Source organism: Coprococcus sp. AF16-22, assembly GCF_003461545.1.
GTDB lineage: Bacteria > Bacillota > Clostridia > Lachnospirales > Lachnospiraceae > Coprococcus > Coprococcus aceti.
Map to the genome: position 1 here is coordinate 558,715 of NZ_QTXH01000001.1, position 21,208 is coordinate 579,922.

At 40.2% G+C, this 21,208-nt stretch carries 9 protein-coding genes, 1 pseudogene and 1 CRISPR repeat array; all 10 genes and pseudogenes read right to left on the reverse strand.

Annotated features, from left to right (window positions below):
- Positions 1-10: 10 nt before the first annotated feature.
- Positions 11-1,204 carry a class I SAM-dependent methyltransferase gene (locus DWW60_RS02515; RefSeq protein ID WP_117874288.1) on the reverse strand — a complete coding sequence of 398 codons (1,194 nt, stop codon included), beginning with the start codon at positions 1,202-1,204 and terminating at the stop codon, positions 11-13.
- A gap of 66 nt (positions 1,205-1,270) precedes the next feature.
- Positions 1,271-1,720, reverse strand: a complete 450-nt coding sequence (locus DWW60_RS02520) for a YaiI/YqxD family protein (protein ID WP_117874289.1) — start codon at positions 1,718-1,720, stop codon at positions 1,271-1,273.
- A gap of 24 nt (positions 1,721-1,744) precedes the next feature.
- Positions 1,745-2,458: pseudogene (locus tag DWW60_RS13955) on the reverse strand (ion transporter).
- An 86-nt stretch (positions 2,459-2,544) separates the two neighbouring features.
- A complete protein-coding gene (locus tag DWW60_RS02530; protein WP_117874290.1) occupies positions 2,545-3,105 on the reverse strand; it encodes a hypothetical protein in 561 nt (186 codons plus the stop codon).
- 138 nt (positions 3,106-3,243) lie between these two features.
- Positions 3,244-4,285: direct repeats of the CRISPR family, unit length 36 nt; unit sequence ATCTACAACAGTAGAAATTACTATAGGTTACTTAAC.
- A 126-nt stretch (positions 4,286-4,411) separates the two neighbouring features.
- Positions 4,412-4,687: a CRISPR-associated endonuclease Cas2 gene (gene cas2, locus DWW60_RS02535; RefSeq protein WP_117874291.1), complete on the reverse strand. Its 276-nt coding sequence runs from the start codon at positions 4,685-4,687 to the stop codon at positions 4,412-4,414.
- A gap of 12 nt (positions 4,688-4,699) precedes the next feature.
- A complete protein-coding gene (gene cas1 / locus DWW60_RS02540) occupies positions 4,700-5,662 on the reverse strand; it encodes a type V CRISPR-associated endonuclease Cas1 (RefSeq protein WP_117874292.1) in 963 nt (320 codons plus the stop codon).
- A gap of 2 nt (positions 5,663-5,664) precedes the next feature.
- On the reverse strand, positions 5,665-6,231 hold the full coding sequence (gene cas4 / locus DWW60_RS02545; RefSeq protein ID WP_117874293.1) for a type V CRISPR-associated protein Cas4: 567 nt from the start codon (positions 6,229-6,231) through the stop codon (positions 5,665-5,667).
- A 2-nt stretch (positions 6,232-6,233) separates the two neighbouring features.
- Entirely contained in the window at positions 6,234-10,100 is a 3,867-nt protein-coding gene (cas12a, locus tag DWW60_RS02550; protein WP_117874294.1) for a type V CRISPR-associated protein Cas12a/Cpf1, read from the reverse strand.
- Positions 10,101-10,543: 443 nt separating this feature from the next.
- Entirely contained in the window at positions 10,544-12,694 is a 2,151-nt protein-coding gene (locus tag DWW60_RS02555; RefSeq protein WP_199414440.1) for an ATP-dependent helicase, read from the reverse strand.
- A gap of 156 nt (positions 12,695-12,850) precedes the next feature.
- Positions 12,851-21,154, reverse strand: coding sequence for a leucine-rich repeat protein (locus tag DWW60_RS02560; protein WP_147341844.1), 8,304 nt, complete (start codon positions 21,152-21,154; stop codon positions 12,851-12,853).
- Positions 21,155-21,208: the final 54 nt, after the last annotated feature.

Consider the following 21,208-nt stretch of genomic DNA (forward strand, 5'->3'; position numbering starts at 1 on the left):
CTTTCCTTATCTACTCACCATTCTTCACGTACAGGAATAATTTCGACTTGAGCAGCTTCTTCGGCGTCGCCGAGATCTCGCATATCTCCTCGTATATGCGGTTGCACACGATAAAATACGCAGCCAGGGCAGTCAGCACATTCTTCTGATTTGCGCTCTGGAAATTGTACTTCCCTGTCTTCTCATTCTTCTCGCTTCTGGCATGTTTTACCAGGTTATAGTCATTCCACCAATCCGCGATCCTGCCATCCACAAATGCGCTGAACGGCTTCAACTCGATATCTTCAAATGTGTCTATCGTCCTAACTGCGTCAAGCCTGATAGCCGGGAATTTCCTAAGCACAGGAGTAAGCCTGTCATGTATATTGTACTTCTTCCTGTAATCGTCCTCCTCTACCATCTTGCAATATATCTCAATCAGAGAATCAATATTGCTGCAGATGTTCAGAAACATATTTATGTATCTGCTTGAAAATGTCGGGAAGTTGCTCTTGTGAATGTCCACATACTCCGAACTGATCCTGACATCCTTCTCAATAATCTGGTATTGCTTCCAGAAAATGTTCAGAAATTCCTTCTCAGTTATGACAACTCTGGTCTTCTTCACCAGAACATTTACCCACAAATGTCCCTGACCTATCCTGTCAAGCCTGACATCCTGACTCGTCCATACATCCTCAAGGACCGCGCCTGAAACCGAATACACCATATCACAAACCTTTGTCTCGGTATAATTGGCAAATGTTCTTCCATCATCCCGCGTCTGCTCACCTTTTCCATACTTCCACGAAGCATAAAATACACCATCAATCTTAAGTGCTTTCATAACCTTCGCAAAGATCTTGATCATATCACCCTTGTCAACATGGAGCATCGAGGCACATGCCCACACAGCATCAAATTCATTTTCGTAATTCATGTCCTCAATGCGATTATGTACAGCCTCTTTTCCCGTCAGCTCCTGAGTTTTCCTGCACATAGCCTCAGACGCATCCAGAGATACGACATCATATCCCTTGTCCAGAAAATATTTGCTGTCACGGCCACTGCCGCAGCCAAGATCAAGAATCCTGCTGCCCGGCTTGAGATGTTCCTCAAATCGCTTGTAAATGTCCGACATGTCAGCATTTCTGGTGATCTCTGAATATCTGTCAGCATATGTATTGTAATATTCTATCGTTGAAATTGATTTTTTCTTATCCATTAAAATCTGACCTCTTTCGGTTCATGTGTGGTGAGGGTTCGAATCCCTCATCACCTTCATATGTATCTACAGATTATTTGCCTTTCGCAGCAGTTTCTCAAAAGACTCCGCAAATCTCTGGTCATCCTCTTCTGTCCTCTTCCTCGGTCCTTTGATATGATTCCTGCTCGATGCCCTTCTCGCTTTTTTGTTCAGATGCCTCTCCATAAGCATCTGATCGATATTCTCATTTGTATACCATTTGCCCGACTGATGAATTGCATACGCACCTTTGCCAAGCGCCATCGCCGCCACGCCATAATCCTGCGTAACCACTATGTCGCCCCTGTGACAAATGCTTATCAGCTTGTAATCCACGGCATCCGCCCCTGCTCCAACCACGATAACCTCACTGTAATCAGATGTGAGGACATGGTTCGTATCGCATAGAAGAGTTACCGGGATGTTGTATTTTGTTGCTATGTCTTCTGCTATGCCTACTACGGGGCAGGCGTCGGCGTCTATGTATATGTGCATGGGGAAGTCCTCCTACAACAGGTCTCAATCGTTATCTTTTTCACTTTTTATCACGTCAATATAACCACCAGTTATAACTCCTGCCGGTAACGCCACTACTTCTATACCGACTATAGATGATACCATACTTACCAGCTTTCCAAATACAGTAACCGGGTATATATCACCGTGGCCTACAGTAGTAAGTGCAGTGGTCGACCAATATAATGCATCAAACAGCGAATTAAAACTTTCTGGCTCGACCTAAAACATAATAAGTCCTGATACTATTATGTACCCAAATGCCAAATAACACACAGCCATCAAAATGCTCTTTTCTTTCTTCAGGACTTCAACTATTGTTCTAATACTTTTGGAATATCTCACAAACCTCAATATACGGAAGGTTCGTATCAACCTAAATAATTTGAATAGTCTAAACCCAGAGTTCAGAATAGTTACAGATGGCAAAATAGATAACAAATCAATAATCGCCATAGGTGAAAACGGATAAATAACAAAGGATCGATACTTATATTTCGAAAGTTTAAAGTCTGCTGTAAACCATCTCAAAAGATAATCAATAACAAATATAGTAACTGTAACTTTATCAATTATGTTCAAATAATTATTCTGCTCTTTAAAGCACAGAGGGATGATACTTGCACATATCACAATCATCATAAACATATCGTATAGTGCGCTTAACTTGTCATCATCATTTGCAACCTCTATTATCTCATAAATTCGCTTTCTCATTATAATATTACCTTTCCAGGCTTCAACATATCAGTATCATTCTTCATTACATTTTTAGTTATTTTCTTACATCGTCTTATACCAACTTATCTACACGAAATAACTAATGCTATAATTGCTAATATAAAACTCAATAAAGCAATTATGCTTGACGTATAAGCATATATATCTGTACTATCTGTCTCTTCTTCAAATTTTCTACCAGCAAAAATTGTACTTCCTCCTATTGCAAGCAAACCTATTCCCATAAATACAAATATTATCGTACGGAATATTCCTATATTATTTATATTTACAGAACTGGCTATAATCACCAGTATACCTGCAAGCCAAATTATCCATCCAAGTAAGCTAATTACAATAGAGACAATACAACCAAGTAAATCTATATATATTTTCCCCTGTGTTATTATTTTTTTATTACTCAAGAATGGCAGAAAAACTATTCTTAACGCGGTTCTTACTTGTCTAGACTTTTCTTTTTCGTCTATATCTTTAATGATATTATATGAATTTGCTTTACTTTCTTCATCATATTTTTTCAAAGCCAAATATAGTGCTTCAGCGTAAAGTTCAATGTCTTTTTCCCTATCCTTCTTGACATCACTTTGCTTGTTGCCATACTTTCTATTTTTTCTTTTGCCCATCGCTTCCCCTATATAAATTTATTTACATTTAAGATCAATTACTTCTCCTTGTTATGCAGCAATATTATTCATTAACGCTTTATTATAACTTGTGAAATCTATTGTTTTATTCCCCAACGATTCCACTATATATCCATATCTACTAATAGTAGAAATTACTATAGGTTACTTAACGGCTGTTTCACCCTTCTTTGGATCAAATCTACAACAGTAGAAATTACTATAGGTTACTTAACATCAGAGCTAGAGAGGGACTTTCTAAAATCTACAACAGTAGAAATTACTATAGGTTACTTAACTCCCTGTTTTTCCTGTTATTATCTTCAATCTACAACAGTAGAAATTACTATAGGTTACTTAACGGCCTCTTTTTGGCTGGTTGAATAGGATCTACAACAGTAGAAATTACTATAGGTTACTTAACTCAGACACCACTCAAGATCATTCTTGCATCTACAACAGTAGAAATTACTATAGGTTACTTAACCACACCAGAGTATAAGATTGGATTCTATCTACAACAGTAGAAATTACTATAGGTTACTTAACTTTACGCCCTCGCCTGTAGGCAGATCAATCTACAACAGTAGAAATTACTATAGGTTACTTAACCAATAGTGAGGGCGAATCAGGCTTTCATCTACAACAGTAGAAATTACTATAGGTTACTTAACTTTACGCCCTCGCCTGTAGGCAGATCAATCTACAACAGTAGAAATTACTATAGGTTACCTAACCAATAGTGAGGGCGAATCAGGCTTTCATCTACAACAGTAGAAATTACTATAGGTTACTTAACTGTAGGCATAGGGTCACCAGTGACACATATCTACAACAGTAGAAATTACTATAGGTTACTTAACCTGTATTGGGTAGACTTAGATAGGATACCATCTACAACAGTAGAAATTACTATAGGTTACTTAACCGTAGTAAATATGCTCTAAATGTGTGCATCTACAACAGTAGAAATTACTATAGGTTACTTAACCCCCGTTATCGACCCTATACTGCCATCATCTACAACAGTAGAAATTACTATAGGTTACTTAACCCCTTGGAGTACACCATGCAACGATTAATCTACAACAGTAGAAATTACTATAGGTTACTTAACCCTCCTGACATGACTGATTTTAATAAAGTCTACAACAGTAGAAATTACTATAGGTTACTTAACCCCCATTTTTGTGTTTTTACACAATTTTCTGTCTTGTAACCATCATATTTGATTATTTTTTTATTTATTTTACCCATATATATTAAGTAACCTATTTATTATTGATTATAAAGACCAAGGTTTGCATTATTGAATAACAATAAAATCCTTTTCGTCATTTTTGGCATACCCAAATCTTAACACCTCACAATTTGAGGACATTTTAAATATCATAACACTATCCTCCTGAGTAAAACTTTTTTCAAACTTATTGCTTATATCTGTAACTATATTCTCTATTATTCTCTGACTATTGTCAATTTCAAATACCGAATACTGCAATCTATGTCCAAATCGTGATAAATACTTTGAAAACTTTGTCCTAAGTTTATCATCTGATATATCATAACTAACTATAACCATATTCGCTCCCATCTAATGTAACTCGAAACTAGGAAACTGTTCTACACTTTTCATTTTCATAAAAAATCTATAATATTTTTGTATGTATAAGAATATATCGTCCTTGTAATCGAGTATCGCTGCCATAATAAACTGTATATATGTAGCATTATATTTCATCTGCAAATACCATCTACTGCCATATAAATCGAAATCTTCTTTTTTGCACTGTCCTAAATTAATTGCTTTTCGTATTGCATAATCCACTATAGGCCTCATCGGCTCCATCAGATCACATACAAGAGATTTCCTCATATAAAAGCATTTATGGAATACCCCATAATAAGTGTCAAATCCATACACTTGCAACATCGCATCAACGATATTGAATAACATAGTATATGCTATATCCAGTGTAACATTTATGTAATCATTCTTTATTCGGGGTTTTCTACCATTCCAATTAACATTATCAAACATTCTTGGGAAATACACTTTTGCTGCATTCCCTTCTATCCCCATCACTGTCAAATAATCCATATTTTCGCACAAAGAGTCCGACAAACTATCCAATAAAGCAATTCCTTCTTTAATATATTGATTGTTTACTCTTATTTTTCTCAACGCCTCTGATTGATTAATTATTTTGTTTTTCTCAATTCTTATACCTATCTCAGTACCTTCATAAGTATATTGATGCTTTCTTAATAAGGTATTTCCCTCCATTCTTGCACCTATAACCTCATACACCTTAAATGTCATACTCATTAAGCAAATCGAAAAGCCAAACTTCTTACTCCGTTGTATAAGCCCACTTGTTATTGATATATTTCCTACTATACACAACATAAACAATCTATAACATGTTGATTGATATTTAGTCTTCCCTGCTTTGTCCTTTACTACAATATTGTCATTAGAAAACGTAAGTTTATCGCCTTCCTTGGGAAACATAAAAATAATTTGTTTCTTGCTGAAATCATTAGCACTTAACATACTTAGTCACCTCTACTTGCCGACCTGTCACAAGCATCTTCATATATACAATTAGAGCATTTCTGAGCATTGTCTTGAACAAATCCATTCATATCAAAAGTTCTCATAGTACATATCAAATTTTCAAATTTCTGCTTCATCTCTAAATCATTCTCTGGCAAAGCAATATTATAATTCTTATTATCATCTATGCTGTGAATTTTTAAAAAATCCACAGTATACCCCATCTCCACCATTGAATAGTACTGCCCATATAATTGAAATACATATCCGTCATAAATCTTATTCACATGCTTTTTTCTCTCTATCAGCATTCTTTTTCTTGAATCATATACATCAATTTTACCAATTATACGATATTTCTCCGAATATACATCTATGCCTGTTAGTATTTCTTTTCTTGTTGAATAATTACCATGATCAACAGTTTCATGAGCCTTAGTGCCATTCAGTTGTGATTTCGACTGATACGTCAGTATATCTGAATAACCATAAAGCCCATGAAAGTATATTGACACCGGACAAAATATAAAATCATTTAGAGTTGATATTAATATGATATCATCCATTCTTAAAACCTTCTATTTTGTATAAAATCGAACCAGTTATAATTATTTAGACTTAACAATTTTCTGTTGAATTTCTCTCCTTCTTTCCAGTTATTCTTTATGGCTATGACATTGTACAGACCTTTTAATGCAATGCAATATGCACCATTAGCATCTGCATCCTTTGGTAACTCTGTTTCTTCATTGAAAATATAATTTTCCGAATCATAAAACCGTCCTTTTTCATCCATAACTGGCGATACTATTCTGTCGTATTCAGCTTCTGTCCTATCGTATCTCTCTGACTTACTGTTACGAAGTTGAACAGTCAACCTTATTATTTCTATCAATTCATTGATCAGCTTCTTCTGTACACTCGATTCTAATTCAAGAATATCTTCAATTAAATTATGTCCATCATCGTATTTCATATGTGAACTGTCAAACAAGTCTTTAATTCTACTTTCCACATTCCAAACATCATCCTTCCACCCGTAAGATGTATGTTCCTTTTTTATACGCTCGCCTCGTAAATATATAACCCACTTCGTTTTTGCCAGAGTGGTATTATGTGTTTTAAAGTTGTCATAATCAAATGATATTGAAAACAATCTCTTCTCTGTATCATATCGTATACTGTCTAATGATCTAACAAAATCCAATTTTGTTTCAAAATTAGAATATTCTCTAAAATTGAATACATTTACAAAGCCTGTTAACGGATCAATCTTAGATGTATACGCAGCAGGTACATAGAATATGATCCCACACTGGCTACCAAGTTTCTCTAAAGAATCTGGAATATACGTAAGCTGATACCCTCTTAGTACACCTCCTGGTTCATCGGCTTTTCGACTTTTATCTACCAAGTATGCCAGTTTAGATATCAACATATTCTCAAATTTCTGGTATACCTGACGTTCAACCCTAAACCTACCTCGTTTAAATCCATAATTTAGATCTTCCATAACAATGATTGCATTATATTTCAACACCATCTTCGATATTTCATGAATTACCTGTGACAAGTATCCCTCTTTTATTTCTTTTATCTTTCCAATTTCTTTCCAATTTTTTCTCGCATCTGTCCGGGCACTTTCTTTGTTGACCAGTTTGTCTTTATAATTATATCTTCTAACTATATTTGTTACAGTTTCATAGCTTTCTATCATATTGAAAGACTTCTGCTCAACAATCTTTCCCTTTTTATTAATTACTGACACATAAAGGAGATTTCTTTCTCCTCTATCAATTCCAATCACATGAAGCTCATCATTTTCCGCTATATACTTGAGTACCTTTTCATTTATATTAATTCTTCCATCTGCTTTGAAATTGATAGTTATAGGCAAATGTATAAAAAACTTATCTACTGTATACCTGCGATCCTTGACTATATCCATAGTAGCTTCATAATGAGATACTTTGTCCTTATATTGAACAGCTTTGTCTGAAAGAATTCCGATACCACCATTTCTCCAATAATCAACAAGTTCCATATAGCAATCATCTGGTACTGATTCAATAATAACTCTTTTTTCTTTACTGTTTTCAGTGTTATCCTCAACCTTATATGTTTTATTGACTAAAATCGTACCCTTTTTATGTTCTACTTTTTTCTTGACACTTGATTTTCTATAAAATAATTCTGCCTCTCCGTTCAATTTTATAACTATGTTTTTAAGATTGTCTTCGCTAAATATATTTTTGAGGTACTTCGTATGAAGATTATCCATTCCTTTACTATTCGGTGCAAAGTCTTTATTATAGATTTGAAACAGATATATTTGACCATCACGATCAAGTTGTTCTACATCTTCTGAACTTATATATGTCCAGTCAATCTTATATCCCTGACACTCCACTTCTCTATAGAATTCTGATATATCATTGTACGATTCTGTATCAGCAAATTTAAAATTATACGCCTTATAATTTGGATAACAGCTTATACATTCTTTATAATAATCAATTAGCTTCCAGCAGAATTCTACATCAAAATTTACCGATGATTTCAAGTGTTTACCCAACTCATATCCCCGCAGTATTTCATCAGGTATTCCATGTGATTCATTCCACAATCTAGACTTAATAAACACATGTGGTAAAGTCTTACTTGCCCCAGGGAGCAAATAATAATTCATTTTCTTATAATCTGTTTCAGAATTGCAAACATCGTGTCCTGATATAACAGTCTTAGCTGGTTTATTTCTTGGGTTAAATATTGCCAAATATATTTTTTCATCACGAATCAATATAATAGCATTGTTATCAAATTCCTTTGATTTCGACCATCCATCGGCAAGAGTCGGTGATCCGAAGTTCAATTTTATCTTTTCCTGACTATAAGGCTTCTGTGTAACATAGTTACGCACTTTGTTATATAAATTCACAATTTCCGACATATCCTCATTAAGTTCATCAAGTTCTGAATAAAACTCCATATCCTTATCAACTAGCTCATCAATCACAAACGATTTCATCCAATGATAAATACTCATATATTTATCAAGATATGTTTTTATATCCATGACAATCTGTTCATTTTGAATCAAGCTAATTTTGTCGTTAAATTTAAAATCCGTAATTTGAAAGTTATCTATCCCATCTATTATTTTAGTAACAAATTCAGTTACTTCATGCTCCAAACATGTGCTATCTATTTTATAATATGAATTAACCAGTCTCTGCAAATCACCCAGACTACAGCTCTTTACTTTCTTAATTTCCTTCTGAATCTTTTCTTCCCTGTTGTCTTTATTTCCTTTGACAATTTCCGAGAAATACTTATACAAGCTTGAAGCTATCACATCCCATTTATGATCAATGTATACAGATACATTCTCGAACGCTTTAGATGAAATATATATCTTATTTACGTCATATAAAGATATGCTTTTCCCTATAGTTCTGAGACGTGATATAATATTTTTTTCTTTTATTAGAGCATTAAATGAATTAATCGCATTTATCACTTGCGCATCATCTTGAAAGCCTAATGGAATTTCAAACCCGGTTTCTGCTTTACATAAAATCTGTTTATGTAATTTTTGCATTTTAAACTTTGATCTGGAGCATTTTTTGCTCTGGCAATATAAATTCATATGAGCATTAATAACCCCACATATATTATTATATAAATCTATTCCACTCTGGGATATAAATCGTCCATATGCTTCTTCGGTATATACCACATCTAACTGGTCACCTTGCAGAAAAACATATGCCTCTTCTTCAATCTTCTCAATTTCTTCACAAGCAATCTGTTTTATTCTATTATAAGCATCCAGGTTATCCATATATATTTTGGCATTCTCGTGTATGATTCTATATGATATAGATGACGCTATTGCCTTATCAGAAAATACATTTTGTCTACTTGCCCAAAATTCTTTAAAATAAACTGTGAATCCGTAAAATCTTTTTATTGCTTCTAATCTGTCTTCTCTATCAGTTTCATATTTCTCCAATATATATTTTGGTAAAATCTTTGTTATCATACCAGCACTGAGCATGACTTTATATTCAGGATCTTGAGAGAATTTTTTTCCTATTTTTTTACGAAGCATATCCTGAATTTTTATCAACTCTTTTGAAGTTGCATCACTTTTATCTATTTTCGCTTTATGCATTAATTCAAACAAATTTTTCCATTCTATATCATGTAAATTATCTAGAACCTTACTTATAAAATCGCGATAATAATCATCCATCATTTCTTTTGCTACATACTGATCTTCATTTTTGTTTGTATCAGCCGCAATAAAATCACTCTCAGCAATATGTCTCTTAGTATAATCTGATGGAATTAACTCATTTCTTAACGTTTTACTTAATGCGTTGATTCCAGTAAACGAATCAAACGAATTTGATATTTTATTACCTACCATATAACTCCTCCCTTAAAATCAATCTATATAATATGATAACATAATAACATACATCAACGAGTTTGTCACTAATTTTATTAGTTAATGTAATTTCGAATTTAATCTGAGCAAAAAAGAATAACGCCATATTCAGCGTTAAACTTTTTACATTAACTAAATCTACCACAGTAGAAATTTATTTCAAGGCACTTAACATACCTCTACTCTTTTTTTATATACACATACTATAACTCACACTTGGATACTCATCTAAGTGCAAGACGGATTGTACTAATGGATCTACAACAGTAGAAATTTCTATAGGTTATTTAACCCGCACAGCTAACATTTATATGCCAAATCTACAGTATTATATTACTTTTCTACCTCTGATTGTGTCAAGTATTACTTTCTATATTTACACTAGTATTCTTCATACTATACTCGTCTCACCATCAAAATCTTTATAGATTTCCAATCTTCTCCAGCCCCACCCCAATCTTCAAGTTCCTCTCCGTCTCCACCCTATCAAACTTAACCACATAGCACCCTATATCTCCCCTGATACCGGTTATCGTGCCCTCGCCGAACACCTTATGTCTCACCCGGTCGCCGGGCTTTAGCTCGGTGTCCAGCGGCATATAGCGGCTCTCATTTGCAGCTATGTAGCTCTTCGTGTCATCGACAAGGCGCTGCGGGAGCTCGTTCACGTAATCGATGGCTTCCCGGTCTATGTTGAAGATGAACCGGGACGGGTATCTGAAAGAATCATCGTAGTTCAGCCCCTCGGCATCGCTGATGTACAGACCGCGCTCCGCTCTGGTACATGCCACGTATGCCATGCGTCGTTCCTCCTCGAGCATCGCCTCAGTGTCCACGTGCTTGCTTGGGAATATGCCTTCATTTACACCACACACGAACACATATGGGAACTCCAGGCCCTTTGCGGTGTGTATTGTCATCATCGTCACAGAATCCTTGTCCTTCTCCCTGTCATTGTTCGTGTAGAGAGCTATACTCTGAAGATATTCCTCCAGCGTATTCTCCTCACCGGAGGTCTTCTCATATTCGTCTATCGACTGCTTCAGCTCTGCCAGGTTGTCCAGCCTTTCCTGTTCGCCCGCCTGTCTGAGCATCACCTCGTAGCCCGTGGCGGCCATGAGCTCTGTAACAAGGTCTGACAGACTTTTCTCCTTGTATGTCTTCCTAAAATTTTCTATGATATCGACAAAGGCTGAAGCACCTGTCGACTTAACAGTCTTCTCCTCCAGAAGATCCTGAAGACCGCTGTACAGTGAGCATCTATGAGTCTCACAGTACGACTTAAGCATCGACATTCTCTTTTTGCCAAAGTTCCGCTTTGGTTCATTTATCACCCTGCGAAATGACAGATCATCTGCGTATGCCACCATCCTGAGATATGCCAGTACATCCTTTATCTCCTTGCGCTTGTAGAACTCCGTTCCGCTGTAGAGGATATACGGGATCTTTGTCTTGATAAATGCTTCCTCTATGCTTCTCGACACGAAATGTGACCTGTACAAAACGGCTATGTCACTGTACTTTGTGCCCGCCTCAACCAGTCTTTTTATCTCGTTTGTCACCCACTGGGCTTCATCCCCGGTGGTTCTGGAATGTACGTACAGAGGGCGTGCCTCAGACGGCTTCACAGCCACAAGCCTGTGGGGCAGTCTGTTCCTGTTCTTCTCGATCAGTGAGTTGGACACCGCCAGTATGTCAGGAGTTGAACGATAATTCGTGTCGAGGAATATGGTCTGTGTATTCTCATGGTTCTTGTCGAATTCCAATATGTACTCTATCCTTGCCCCACGCCACGTATATATGGTCTGATCCGGATCGCCCACGATGAACAGATTCCTGTGATAGCCGCTGAGTATCTCCGCCAGCGCATACTGGTTACCGCTGACATCCTGAAACTCGTCCACCATGACATACATCATGCGTTCCTGCCATTTGCGGCATTTCTCCGCATCGGTTCTGAGGATGTGGAGCGCAATGGTTATGAGATCATCATAGTCAAGTCCATACACCTTCTTCTGTTCGTACAGGTATCCCAGAAATACTTTTTCAGGTATGTCTGAAGCCTTCTCATAATCCGCCAGCAGTCTGTCGTTGCTTATGTCCGCCAAATATGTGATATGCTGCATCTCGTTCTTCATCGCCGATATGTGATCCCTGGCCATGTCAAATGTATATGTTCTCGACTGTATATGGGCATTCTCGTACACCGTTTTGAGTATATCCTCCGTGTCCTCGCTGTCCATCACCACAAAGTTCTGGGGATAATTGATGGCATGGATATCCTCCCTCAGAAGCTTCACACAGAAGCCGTGAAATGTGCAGATGTATCCCGTATCACTGTCCCCGATCATCTGTCTGATACGTTTGCTCATCTCCCTCGCCGCTTTATTTGTAAATGTGACACACAGTATATTCGATGTGGATATTCCAAGCTCGTCCACCAGATACGCATACCTGTAAGTGAGCGCCTTTGTCTTGCCGGTTCCCGCTCCCGCAATTATGCGCACATACCCTTCTGTGGTGGTCACTGCCTCCTTTTGCTGTTCATTCAGTTCATCTATAAAATTATCCATACAGTCCTCCATATATTTGCAAACATATGTTCAGTATAGCAGATTATATCTTTCCTGTCACTACACTCATGGTTTTACACCAGAACGATCTTCACATAAAAAACAGGACAGCCACATCATCTGTGACTGTCCCGCCAATGCATCAACGCATTTCATTTATTTTGACTTTTTGTAAACCGCTTTCTTAGGAGTGTTCATTCCCTTCACCTTGAGCTTCTTTGCATATGCGTCATATTTCTTCTTAGGAAGATATATCTTCACATTGCTCTTGACACCCTGGAAAGCATTCTTACCGATAGTCGTTATCCTTGTAGACTTTATGGTAACTTTTCCAAGCTTTCCACACTTGCTGAATGCTGCACCGCCTATGGTCTTAACGTTTCCTCCGATCACAACCGTGGTGAGATATTTGCGTCCTGTAAATGCTTTCGCTCCTACAGCCGTAACATTGAAGTTCACTCCACCGATCTTGACACTGGATGCAACCGTGAGTGACTTGAACTTCTTGTCGCTCTTCTTGCTTGTACTTCCAACAAGTGTCACTGTTCCCTTGCCATTTGAAGCGGCATTTGTCACCTTATATTTCAGATAGCCAGGCACGCCCTTCTGCGCAACTTTGTATATCTTGCCCTTGCCAGCCTTGATAGCAAATGTCTTGCTGACGGAGCCTCTGTAATTACCCTTACCAGTGATCTTTACTGTCGCTGTACCGATATTCTTGTTGTTCTTGTACTGTACGGTGTAATCCACACCATTCTTCAGTGTTGTTTTGCCTCTCCTGAGCGCAAGCGATTTAACAGTGATAGGTGATCCTGTGTATGTATATCCATTCTTTTCTATACCGCTTACGACCACATTGTTCTTGGAATTTCCTATGTCTATTCCAAGGGCAGCTACTGACTCATAACGCTTGTATCCACACTTGGTACAGGTAAATGTCTTCTTACCTGCCGCTGTGTCTGTAGGCTTGGTCGTTATCGCTCCCTTGTCCCATGTGTGATTTGCCAGGCCTGACTTCTCTCCACATGAGCACTGATACCAGTGAGATCTGCTGTCGCTCTTGTACTTATTGCCGTAATCGTGTACATGCTGCTCCGGCTCTTTCTCGATGGTGATCTTTACATTGAATACAACTCCATTGTAAGCCCTGTTCCATCCTGTAACTGATGTCCAGTCATAATTTACTGTGTCTGCAGGCTTGAAGCAAAGCTTGTATGTATTGCCATCCTCAACCTTTGTCGTTCTGTCTGTATACCATGTGTATACTCCATCCTCGCGCTCTGGAAGCTCTATGTCTGCAAGAGTCATATTCTCCTTAGCACTCAGTGAATCTATCACCTGAGTAAATATTGCATTTGCAGGAAGAATCTGAACAGTTATCTCCACATGCTCTGCTCTCTCGTATACATCCTCATCTTCAGGTACAAATGTTGCAAGGAAAGTCTTTGTTCCAACCTCTCCCACAGATTCATCTGCATTCTCCCAGATGAACATTCCACCTGCTGTCTCAGGCAGGAGTATCTTGCCAACAGTGTCTCCGTATGTAGCTGTGACATTCTCCGGAACTGTAAATACAGGATCCTGCTTTCTCACATACACTGAAAGCTTCACTGCAATTCTCACACTTCCGTCTTCCAGTTCCTCATATGTTCCCTCTGCTGCATCGATCTTGCTCCAGTCATAGTTTGCTGTGTCGTCTGGAACAAAGTATGCATCGTAGGTCTCGCTTGTTCCGGCCTTGCCTACCTGCTGTGTTCCATCTGTCCACATGTACTTTCCTGCTGCCGATGTTGGAAGCTCCACATCCGCAAGGGTCTTGCCGGCATATGCGTCGCCCGCCTTTCCGGCAGTAAATGAAGGTATTCCCTTCTCCACGCTGGATATGATCAGTGTGAACTCAGCCACTGTCTGATTCTGTCCTCTCACCGTGAACTTGACTGTCTGTGCCTCAGCACTTGCAGTCTTCGGCGTTCCATATACCTTTCCATCGTATATCACAAGTCCTGCCGGAAGTGTCTGTCCCTTTGCAAGGGAGTATAACACATATCCGTTGTCCACAGCTTCATCATTCTGGATCTCTATGGCTGTCAGATCATATAATGGCTCATCCTTTGTGGTTGTCTTTCCAACCTGCGCCTTAACTGTATCTTCTGTCTTTGCGAGAGTTATATTTACGGCCTCCTGCTTTGCCATATTTACCGTAACTGTTGCCGGCTCATATGTCATGACGCCGCTCCAGAGACGGTTGTTACTTGTAGTCATGGCTGTGTCATCCGGTCCAAATACAACTGAATCCACCGCCATTCCATCTATCGGCTCACCGTCTATTGTGATGTAGAACGACTTGCCACCCTGTATATAGAGTGCATCGTCACCGTCAACACCTGACTTCTTCTGACATCTTGTTGCCGATGAACTCTTCTCTATCTTTGCATCGCCATCCTTGAAGCAATATGCAGGATAATCCACATCAAGCTTGTAGAAAATGACGCTGTAATTTTTCAGTGCGTACACCATATCCGGGATCACTGTGGTGAGTATGCTTCCGCTTCCAAGACTTGACGTATATGCAAGCTGCTTCATATTACCATAGTTTACGATCATTGCACTGTTTGTGAGGTTGCCAAATGTAAACTGTGCATCAGCTCTGTTGATGAGCTTTGCATTTGTATTCAAGGTGATCCTCTCACTATTTGCTGCTGTGATATCCCCGTAGTTATCTACTGTTGCTGAAGCCTGAACATTTCCTTTCAGATTCCATGCACCTCTGTTGACCAGTGATCCTGTCATAGTCAGAGCGCCGTCCACATTCCATGTGCCAAGGTTCTCAACATCACCGGTAACTGTCGCTGTCGATGTATTTGTAAGAACTGCGCCCTCGGCGATGGTCAGCTTTGAATCCTTGAGGATCTCAAGCTGTTTTACCTCCTCATCTCTGTCAAGTGTGTAGTCTCCGCCTATAGTTAATTTGCCGGCGAGAGACATATACAGTGAACCCAGACTCTCAACCTGGTAATTGTCAGCGGTGCCCTTTACAGTAGCTGTGGACTTTTCATTCTCGTCTACATACTCTACCCTGCCGACCTTACCGCCTGCCGCAAGTACAAAGTCACCTGTGACAGCGCCCTCTGTTCCTGCCTTGACGTATATATTTCCAATGCTGTGACCATAGTTAAATACCAATGCCTTGCTATGCTCATTGTTGACGTCATTTTTTCTGAGTTCTCCTGACTTTATCTCGGCATACAGATCTCCCTTCACATCTGACTGCTGGACAAAGTTGTTGCACTTCTCAGCGCACCATCTTCCATCAACCACACAGTTCACATTTCCGGATACGGCTGTTCCCGACACTCCGTTGAAGTAGGAGCGCTTGTTCATGTAATCCGCACCGTATATAAATGTATTGTAATGATCAGTTATACCAACTCTTATATCCACATCACCGGATACTGATCCACCCGATGTAACATACATATTCTCAGACTTGGTTGATTTCGGTGTGTACATCTGTGCAGACTTTGCAAATGTGAAGTCTACCTTCTCCGCATTTGTATTGTACGCACCGTATACCACGCTTCCTGCTCTTCCGTCCTCTGCCGCGAAGGTCACTGTCTTGACATCAGCGTTTCCTGCCGCAGCTACAGTGCCTGACACATAACCGCTCATGATCGTCATGGTTACATTTCCATCTATCGTCACTCGGTCTGCCTTGCTGTCAGTTGAACCCGCAGCACATATATTGCCGACATTTCCGCTTCTGAGTGTCACCGATATGTCACCGGTGTATTTATTTGCTGTGTCCGTATAGCCTGATATGCTGTAGCCTGACAGATCATATGTAACCTCTCCGTCTATTCTGAGTGGTCTGTTGTCGTCTGCCACTCCGTTATGATCAGCATCCAGATATACTGAGCTCTTGCTGCTATCCGACGGATCAACTATTATCACTGCTGAATTTCCACCGAGATCAATGGTCTTATCCTCTGTGTTCACAGATACACCAAGCTTGTTGATATCAGGTATCTCCGTGCCTGCCGGCAGTACCTTGAATACCACTGGGAAATCAACCGATGTTCCATTTCGTCCTGTTATGACAAATACTACTGTGCTTTCACCTGCATTCTTGGCTGTTCCTGTTATCTTACCCGACTCAAGCACAAGTCCTGATGGAAGTGTCGAACCGCTCTTCAATCTGTACTGCATGTCAGTTCCATAATTCTTTGTGGTATCTCCTGTAACCTTGAGGATCGTGAGATCGTACGCTGGTGAATCCGCTGTGTACTTGGTCTCCGCCGCCAGAATCGGATCTGCGTATTCCTTACTGATGTCTATCTGGTCTGCCACATAATCCACTACAATAGACATAGATGAATCCGGGCCTGTCACCTTTGCACTTCCGTTGCTTCCCTGTACCGGCTCGCCGCCATTTGCCGACACATAGGCTGTGTAACCCGGCACATCGGTATAGCTAACTGTGATCGCCTGTTTGCAGGCAACATATTTGACATTCTCATATTCAACTACATATGACTGTGCAGCCAATTTTGCTGATGTGTTGTCCATGTTTGTTGAGCCGCCTGCATAGCTGTAATACACTCCTGTCCAGCCGCTGGCATCTATATCATCTGCAAATTTTCCTGCTGCCACCCACACACCTGTGTTGCTGAACTGGTCTGAAGGACACTTGAGCGTACCCTTCTGATATACTCTTGCCCAGCCTGATGTCATGTTGACCTTGCCCACATCAAACAGCGCATCCTCGCCTATTGTGAGTGTCGTGTCATACTGTGTCATATTGAGAGCCGCAAGCTTCGTATCTCCATTCACAACTGCCTTGGCATACTTTGAATAACCAAGTCGGTCAGCGGTCAGCGTATCGTTAAATACTGCGGATGATCTCTCATTCAGTGACACATAATCCGTTACCTCAACCGGAGCATTTACATCAACTGCCGCACTGTCATAGATTATCAGAGCCGTTGCCGTGAGCTTCTTATTCACAACATAGGTTCCTCTGATAGTTACGATATCCTTGCTGTTTCTCATGAATGCACCGGTATATTTTGATGTTGTATCCGCTGCAAATCCGCCCTTATCTACAGTGTTCTCTGCGATCTCATATGCGATGGTTCCATCCACGGTTGAATTCGACAGAACATACATAGTTGCTGCCTTACCACCACGGATATTTATACTCACCGCATCGCCGTCTTCATATGAAAGCTCTGAATCCTTTGCACCGTATATTGCTTTTACAGTTCCCCCCGTCATGGTGATCCTGATATTTCGTCTTATGGCGTTGTCCTCGACACCTGTTATCGTGTACTCCGACAGATCTCCGGTGTACAGAGGTGTCTTGCCATCTGCCTGTCCATCCTGATTGTCGTCCACGTATATCTCTGTCTCTGTGTCGTCCTTTGCCTGGATGACCACTGATGTTCCGTTGAGACATATAGTCTTCTCATCCTCGTCAACTACGATTCGGCCATCCTGGTTATCCTGCTTCTTCTCCTCATTTGAGACGATCACGTTCAGTGAGAGCTGTGCCTTTGAACCATTTCTTCCTGTCACATGTACTATGACATTCTTTCCATCTTCATAAAGCTTGCTTGCCGTTCCGACAACCTTGCCATCGATCAATGAGAGTCCCTCAGGAAGTCCATTTGTCTCGTCGATCTCGTATGTGACCTCGCCCTCTCTTGCGTCGTTTGATATGACAAGATCTGCCATGTCATAGAGAGGTGAAGTTGCTGTGTATTCTTTTCCAAGCAGTGCCGATGGATCAACAGTTGTCTTGGATACCACGATCTGCTTTCCTGTCGTTGCGATCGTCACTGTACAAGGCTCGTTCGGCATGCTGAACGTGTACACGCCATTTGCTTCAACCGCTGAATTTTCCGCTGTGTCGCTCTGACCTCTGAAGGTCACCTTGTCAAGAATATATCCCTTGTTCACGGTCGGTGTTATCTTGACATCTGCGCCGCCCTTGACATATGTACCATCAGGATCAATATACTGTGACGTCTTGCCTGTCATGGTGTACGTTGCGGCCTTCTCGTTGGACACAACATCCAATGAATAATTTACATTTGCAACATCCCCTACAGCCGAGTCCTCTATTACGCCCCCCTTTGAGAATATATTTGGCAGATACCCATCAGTCGCCTTAAATGTTCCCTTGAGGATTCCACTGTGGAGTATGTTTGAACCGCCTGCTGCATATATACCCTCATTTGCAGTTACCGTTACCCCCTTGTTGATAACGATCACGGCATTGCCCTGGCTTCCGTTCTCTGTGAAGTTACCAAAGTAAATATTGTCAGCAGTTACATCCTTGTCTATCACAAGATTCTGTCCGCCATAATATATATTCTGTCCATATGTTATGACAGATGAGCCGGTGGTATTCATGCTTGGAGCCATATAATACTTCTCCGGCATACTGCACTTGTCATCAAATGTAACTTTTGCATCCTTGTTATTACCTATATACATCTGGAAGCTTATTCCGTCTGCATTTGTAAAATCTGTGTTGTTGATCTTTATATCAACAGGAACTGTATTCTCGGTTGAACCGGAATAGCTCTCATTTGCCAGATAGAAAATATTATTTCCCGCCAGTCCATTTATACTGCTGTCTGACAACGTTATGTCAACCTTTGTTCCGATATTTCCGCAACTGTAATCACCTCCGGCGAGTCCACATTTTGCAAAATGTATCTTTGCTATATCCGCCTTGAGTTCCCCTGCCAGTGCAAAGTTGCCCATCATGGTAAACATGTCGCTGCCCGCGTATTCATACGAGTTCACAAGCGGATCACCATTTTCGTCTACTATGGATTCATCATTCATGCCATCCACATTGACCGTCATATTCCCCAGACAGCTACCGCCGTATACAAACCGTGCTGAACTGCTGATAACGTTGCTGACGCTTATGTTAAGATCCTTACTGATGCTTCCGCCCTGCTCTACATTCAAAGATCTCGTAATGCTGCAGCCCGAAACTATGGCATCTACAGAACCATTTACCGTCACATTTGACAGCTCCAGAGCTTTTACATAGGCTGCATTACAGTTGTAAAGTTCTGCCTTTATATCACCTTTTACACCTGTGCTCAGATACATGCCATTTAATGTATCTGTTGTTGCCACAGCCTTCATTACAACGCTGGCAGAAGTGATACCGGAACAATTTGAAATTCCATATACCCTGCCGCTGGCGCCAGTGATATTCTCCATGTTCACAGTATACGTATATGTTCCTTCTTCCTCCGGCTGAGTCTGACTGAACGAAACCGAATTCATGCCACATGTTGTGTAACCGGCAGCGCAGTTCTTTATATCTATATCAGCCCTTCCGCCCAGCATACCGCCATACATTCCATATATGGTGTTGAACTTTGCTCCTGAGCCATCAATGCTGACATTTACATTTCCCTTTATATTTGTATTATTGGTGCCATACACAGACATCTCTGATCCAGACTGGCTTTTCAGCTTAAGGTCCAGATTTCCAAGGATAGTCGCACTTGACGCACCATATAAACTGGCACTTCTTCCATCCTTTACGGCTGATATTCCGTCAAATGTAAGGCTCACGTCACCATCAACCTTTGCCCCCTGGGAAACTCCGTTCAGGCTGTCTACCTTGGAGTCAGTCACCTTGGCCGTCAGTGTCTTACTGAGCACAGCTCCATTCTGCACGAGATACACTGAATTGGCGCTGGCTCCTTTCATATTGAACACTGCATCGCCATTTATAGTGTATGCCTTTCCTGTGTAATATCCATCTGTAGCCAGTGTGACAAATGTGTTGCCGTCACAGCTATAATTGATATTCTCCGTGATGTCTCCATCTATGGTCGATGTGCTGAGACCATAGAGCGTCTTTATCTTAACTGACTTCTCCGTGTCTATCAGTACACCACCAGTACAATATGTCCTGAAAAGTCCATACAGACTTTCAACTGCCGCGTCGCCCTTCACACTGATAGTTACCGCAGTCATGTTCTCCGGAGTCTCAACAGTGCTCTCAAATGCTCCATATACAACAGGCAGTTCAGCACCGTCTATGGTTATGGAGATCGGCGAACTGCCATTACCATGATAGATTCCATATATATTGCCATATTGTATGTCCGTGCTTCCATCCAATGCGAAAGCTTCCTCGCCCTCATCAAGGATTCCATCCCTGTCTTTGTCATTGTAAATATTTAATAACTGCTCGCTGTCAGTGGAATTCGGCGACTGCTTTATGATTACCGAATTGCCGTTGAGCGTGACACCTGATGGTGTAGAGCCTGACGACTCATATACATACTCCAGCCCCTTTCCCGTATTCGCAGCTTCAGACTGTGTTCCGTCCGCCGCAAATGCCGTTATTCCCGATGCCATGCCAATAGCAGCAAGCACCGACAAGGCCGTTATACCTCCTCGTAGCCTTCTCTTTCTCATCAATTACCCTCCCTTAATTAATTGTTTCGCAGACCATTCCCGCTATAATTGTGC

Coding starts and splice junctions, on each gene's coding strand:
- DWW60_RS02515 (WP_117874288.1), bottom strand. CDS start 1,204: ATGGATAAGAAAAAATCAATTTCAACGATAGAATATTACAATACATAT.
- DWW60_RS02520 (WP_117874289.1), bottom strand. CDS start 1,720: ATGCACATATACATAGACGCCGACGCCTGCCCCGTAGTAGGCATAGCA.
- DWW60_RS02530 (WP_117874290.1), bottom strand. CDS start 3,105: ATGGGCAAAAGAAAAAATAGAAAGTATGGCAACAAGCAAAGTGATGTC.
- cas2 (WP_117874291.1), bottom strand. CDS start 4,687: ATGGTTATAGTTAGTTATGATATATCAGATGATAAACTTAGGACAAAG.
- cas1 (WP_117874292.1), bottom strand. CDS start 5,662: ATGTTAAGTGCTAATGATTTCAGCAAGAAACAAATTATTTTTATGTTT.
- cas4 (WP_117874293.1), bottom strand. CDS start 6,231: ATGGATGATATCATATTAATATCAACTCTAAATGATTTTATATTTTGT.
- cas12a (WP_117874294.1), bottom strand. CDS start 10,100: ATGGTAGGTAATAAAATATCAAATTCGTTTGATTCGTTTACTGGAATC.
- DWW60_RS02555 (WP_199414440.1), bottom strand. CDS start 12,694: ATGGATAATTTTATAGATGAACTGAATGAACAGCAAAAGGAGGCAGTG.
- DWW60_RS02560 (WP_147341844.1), bottom strand. CDS start 21,154: ATGAGAAAGAGAAGGCTACGAGGAGGTATAACGGCCTTGTCGGTGCTT.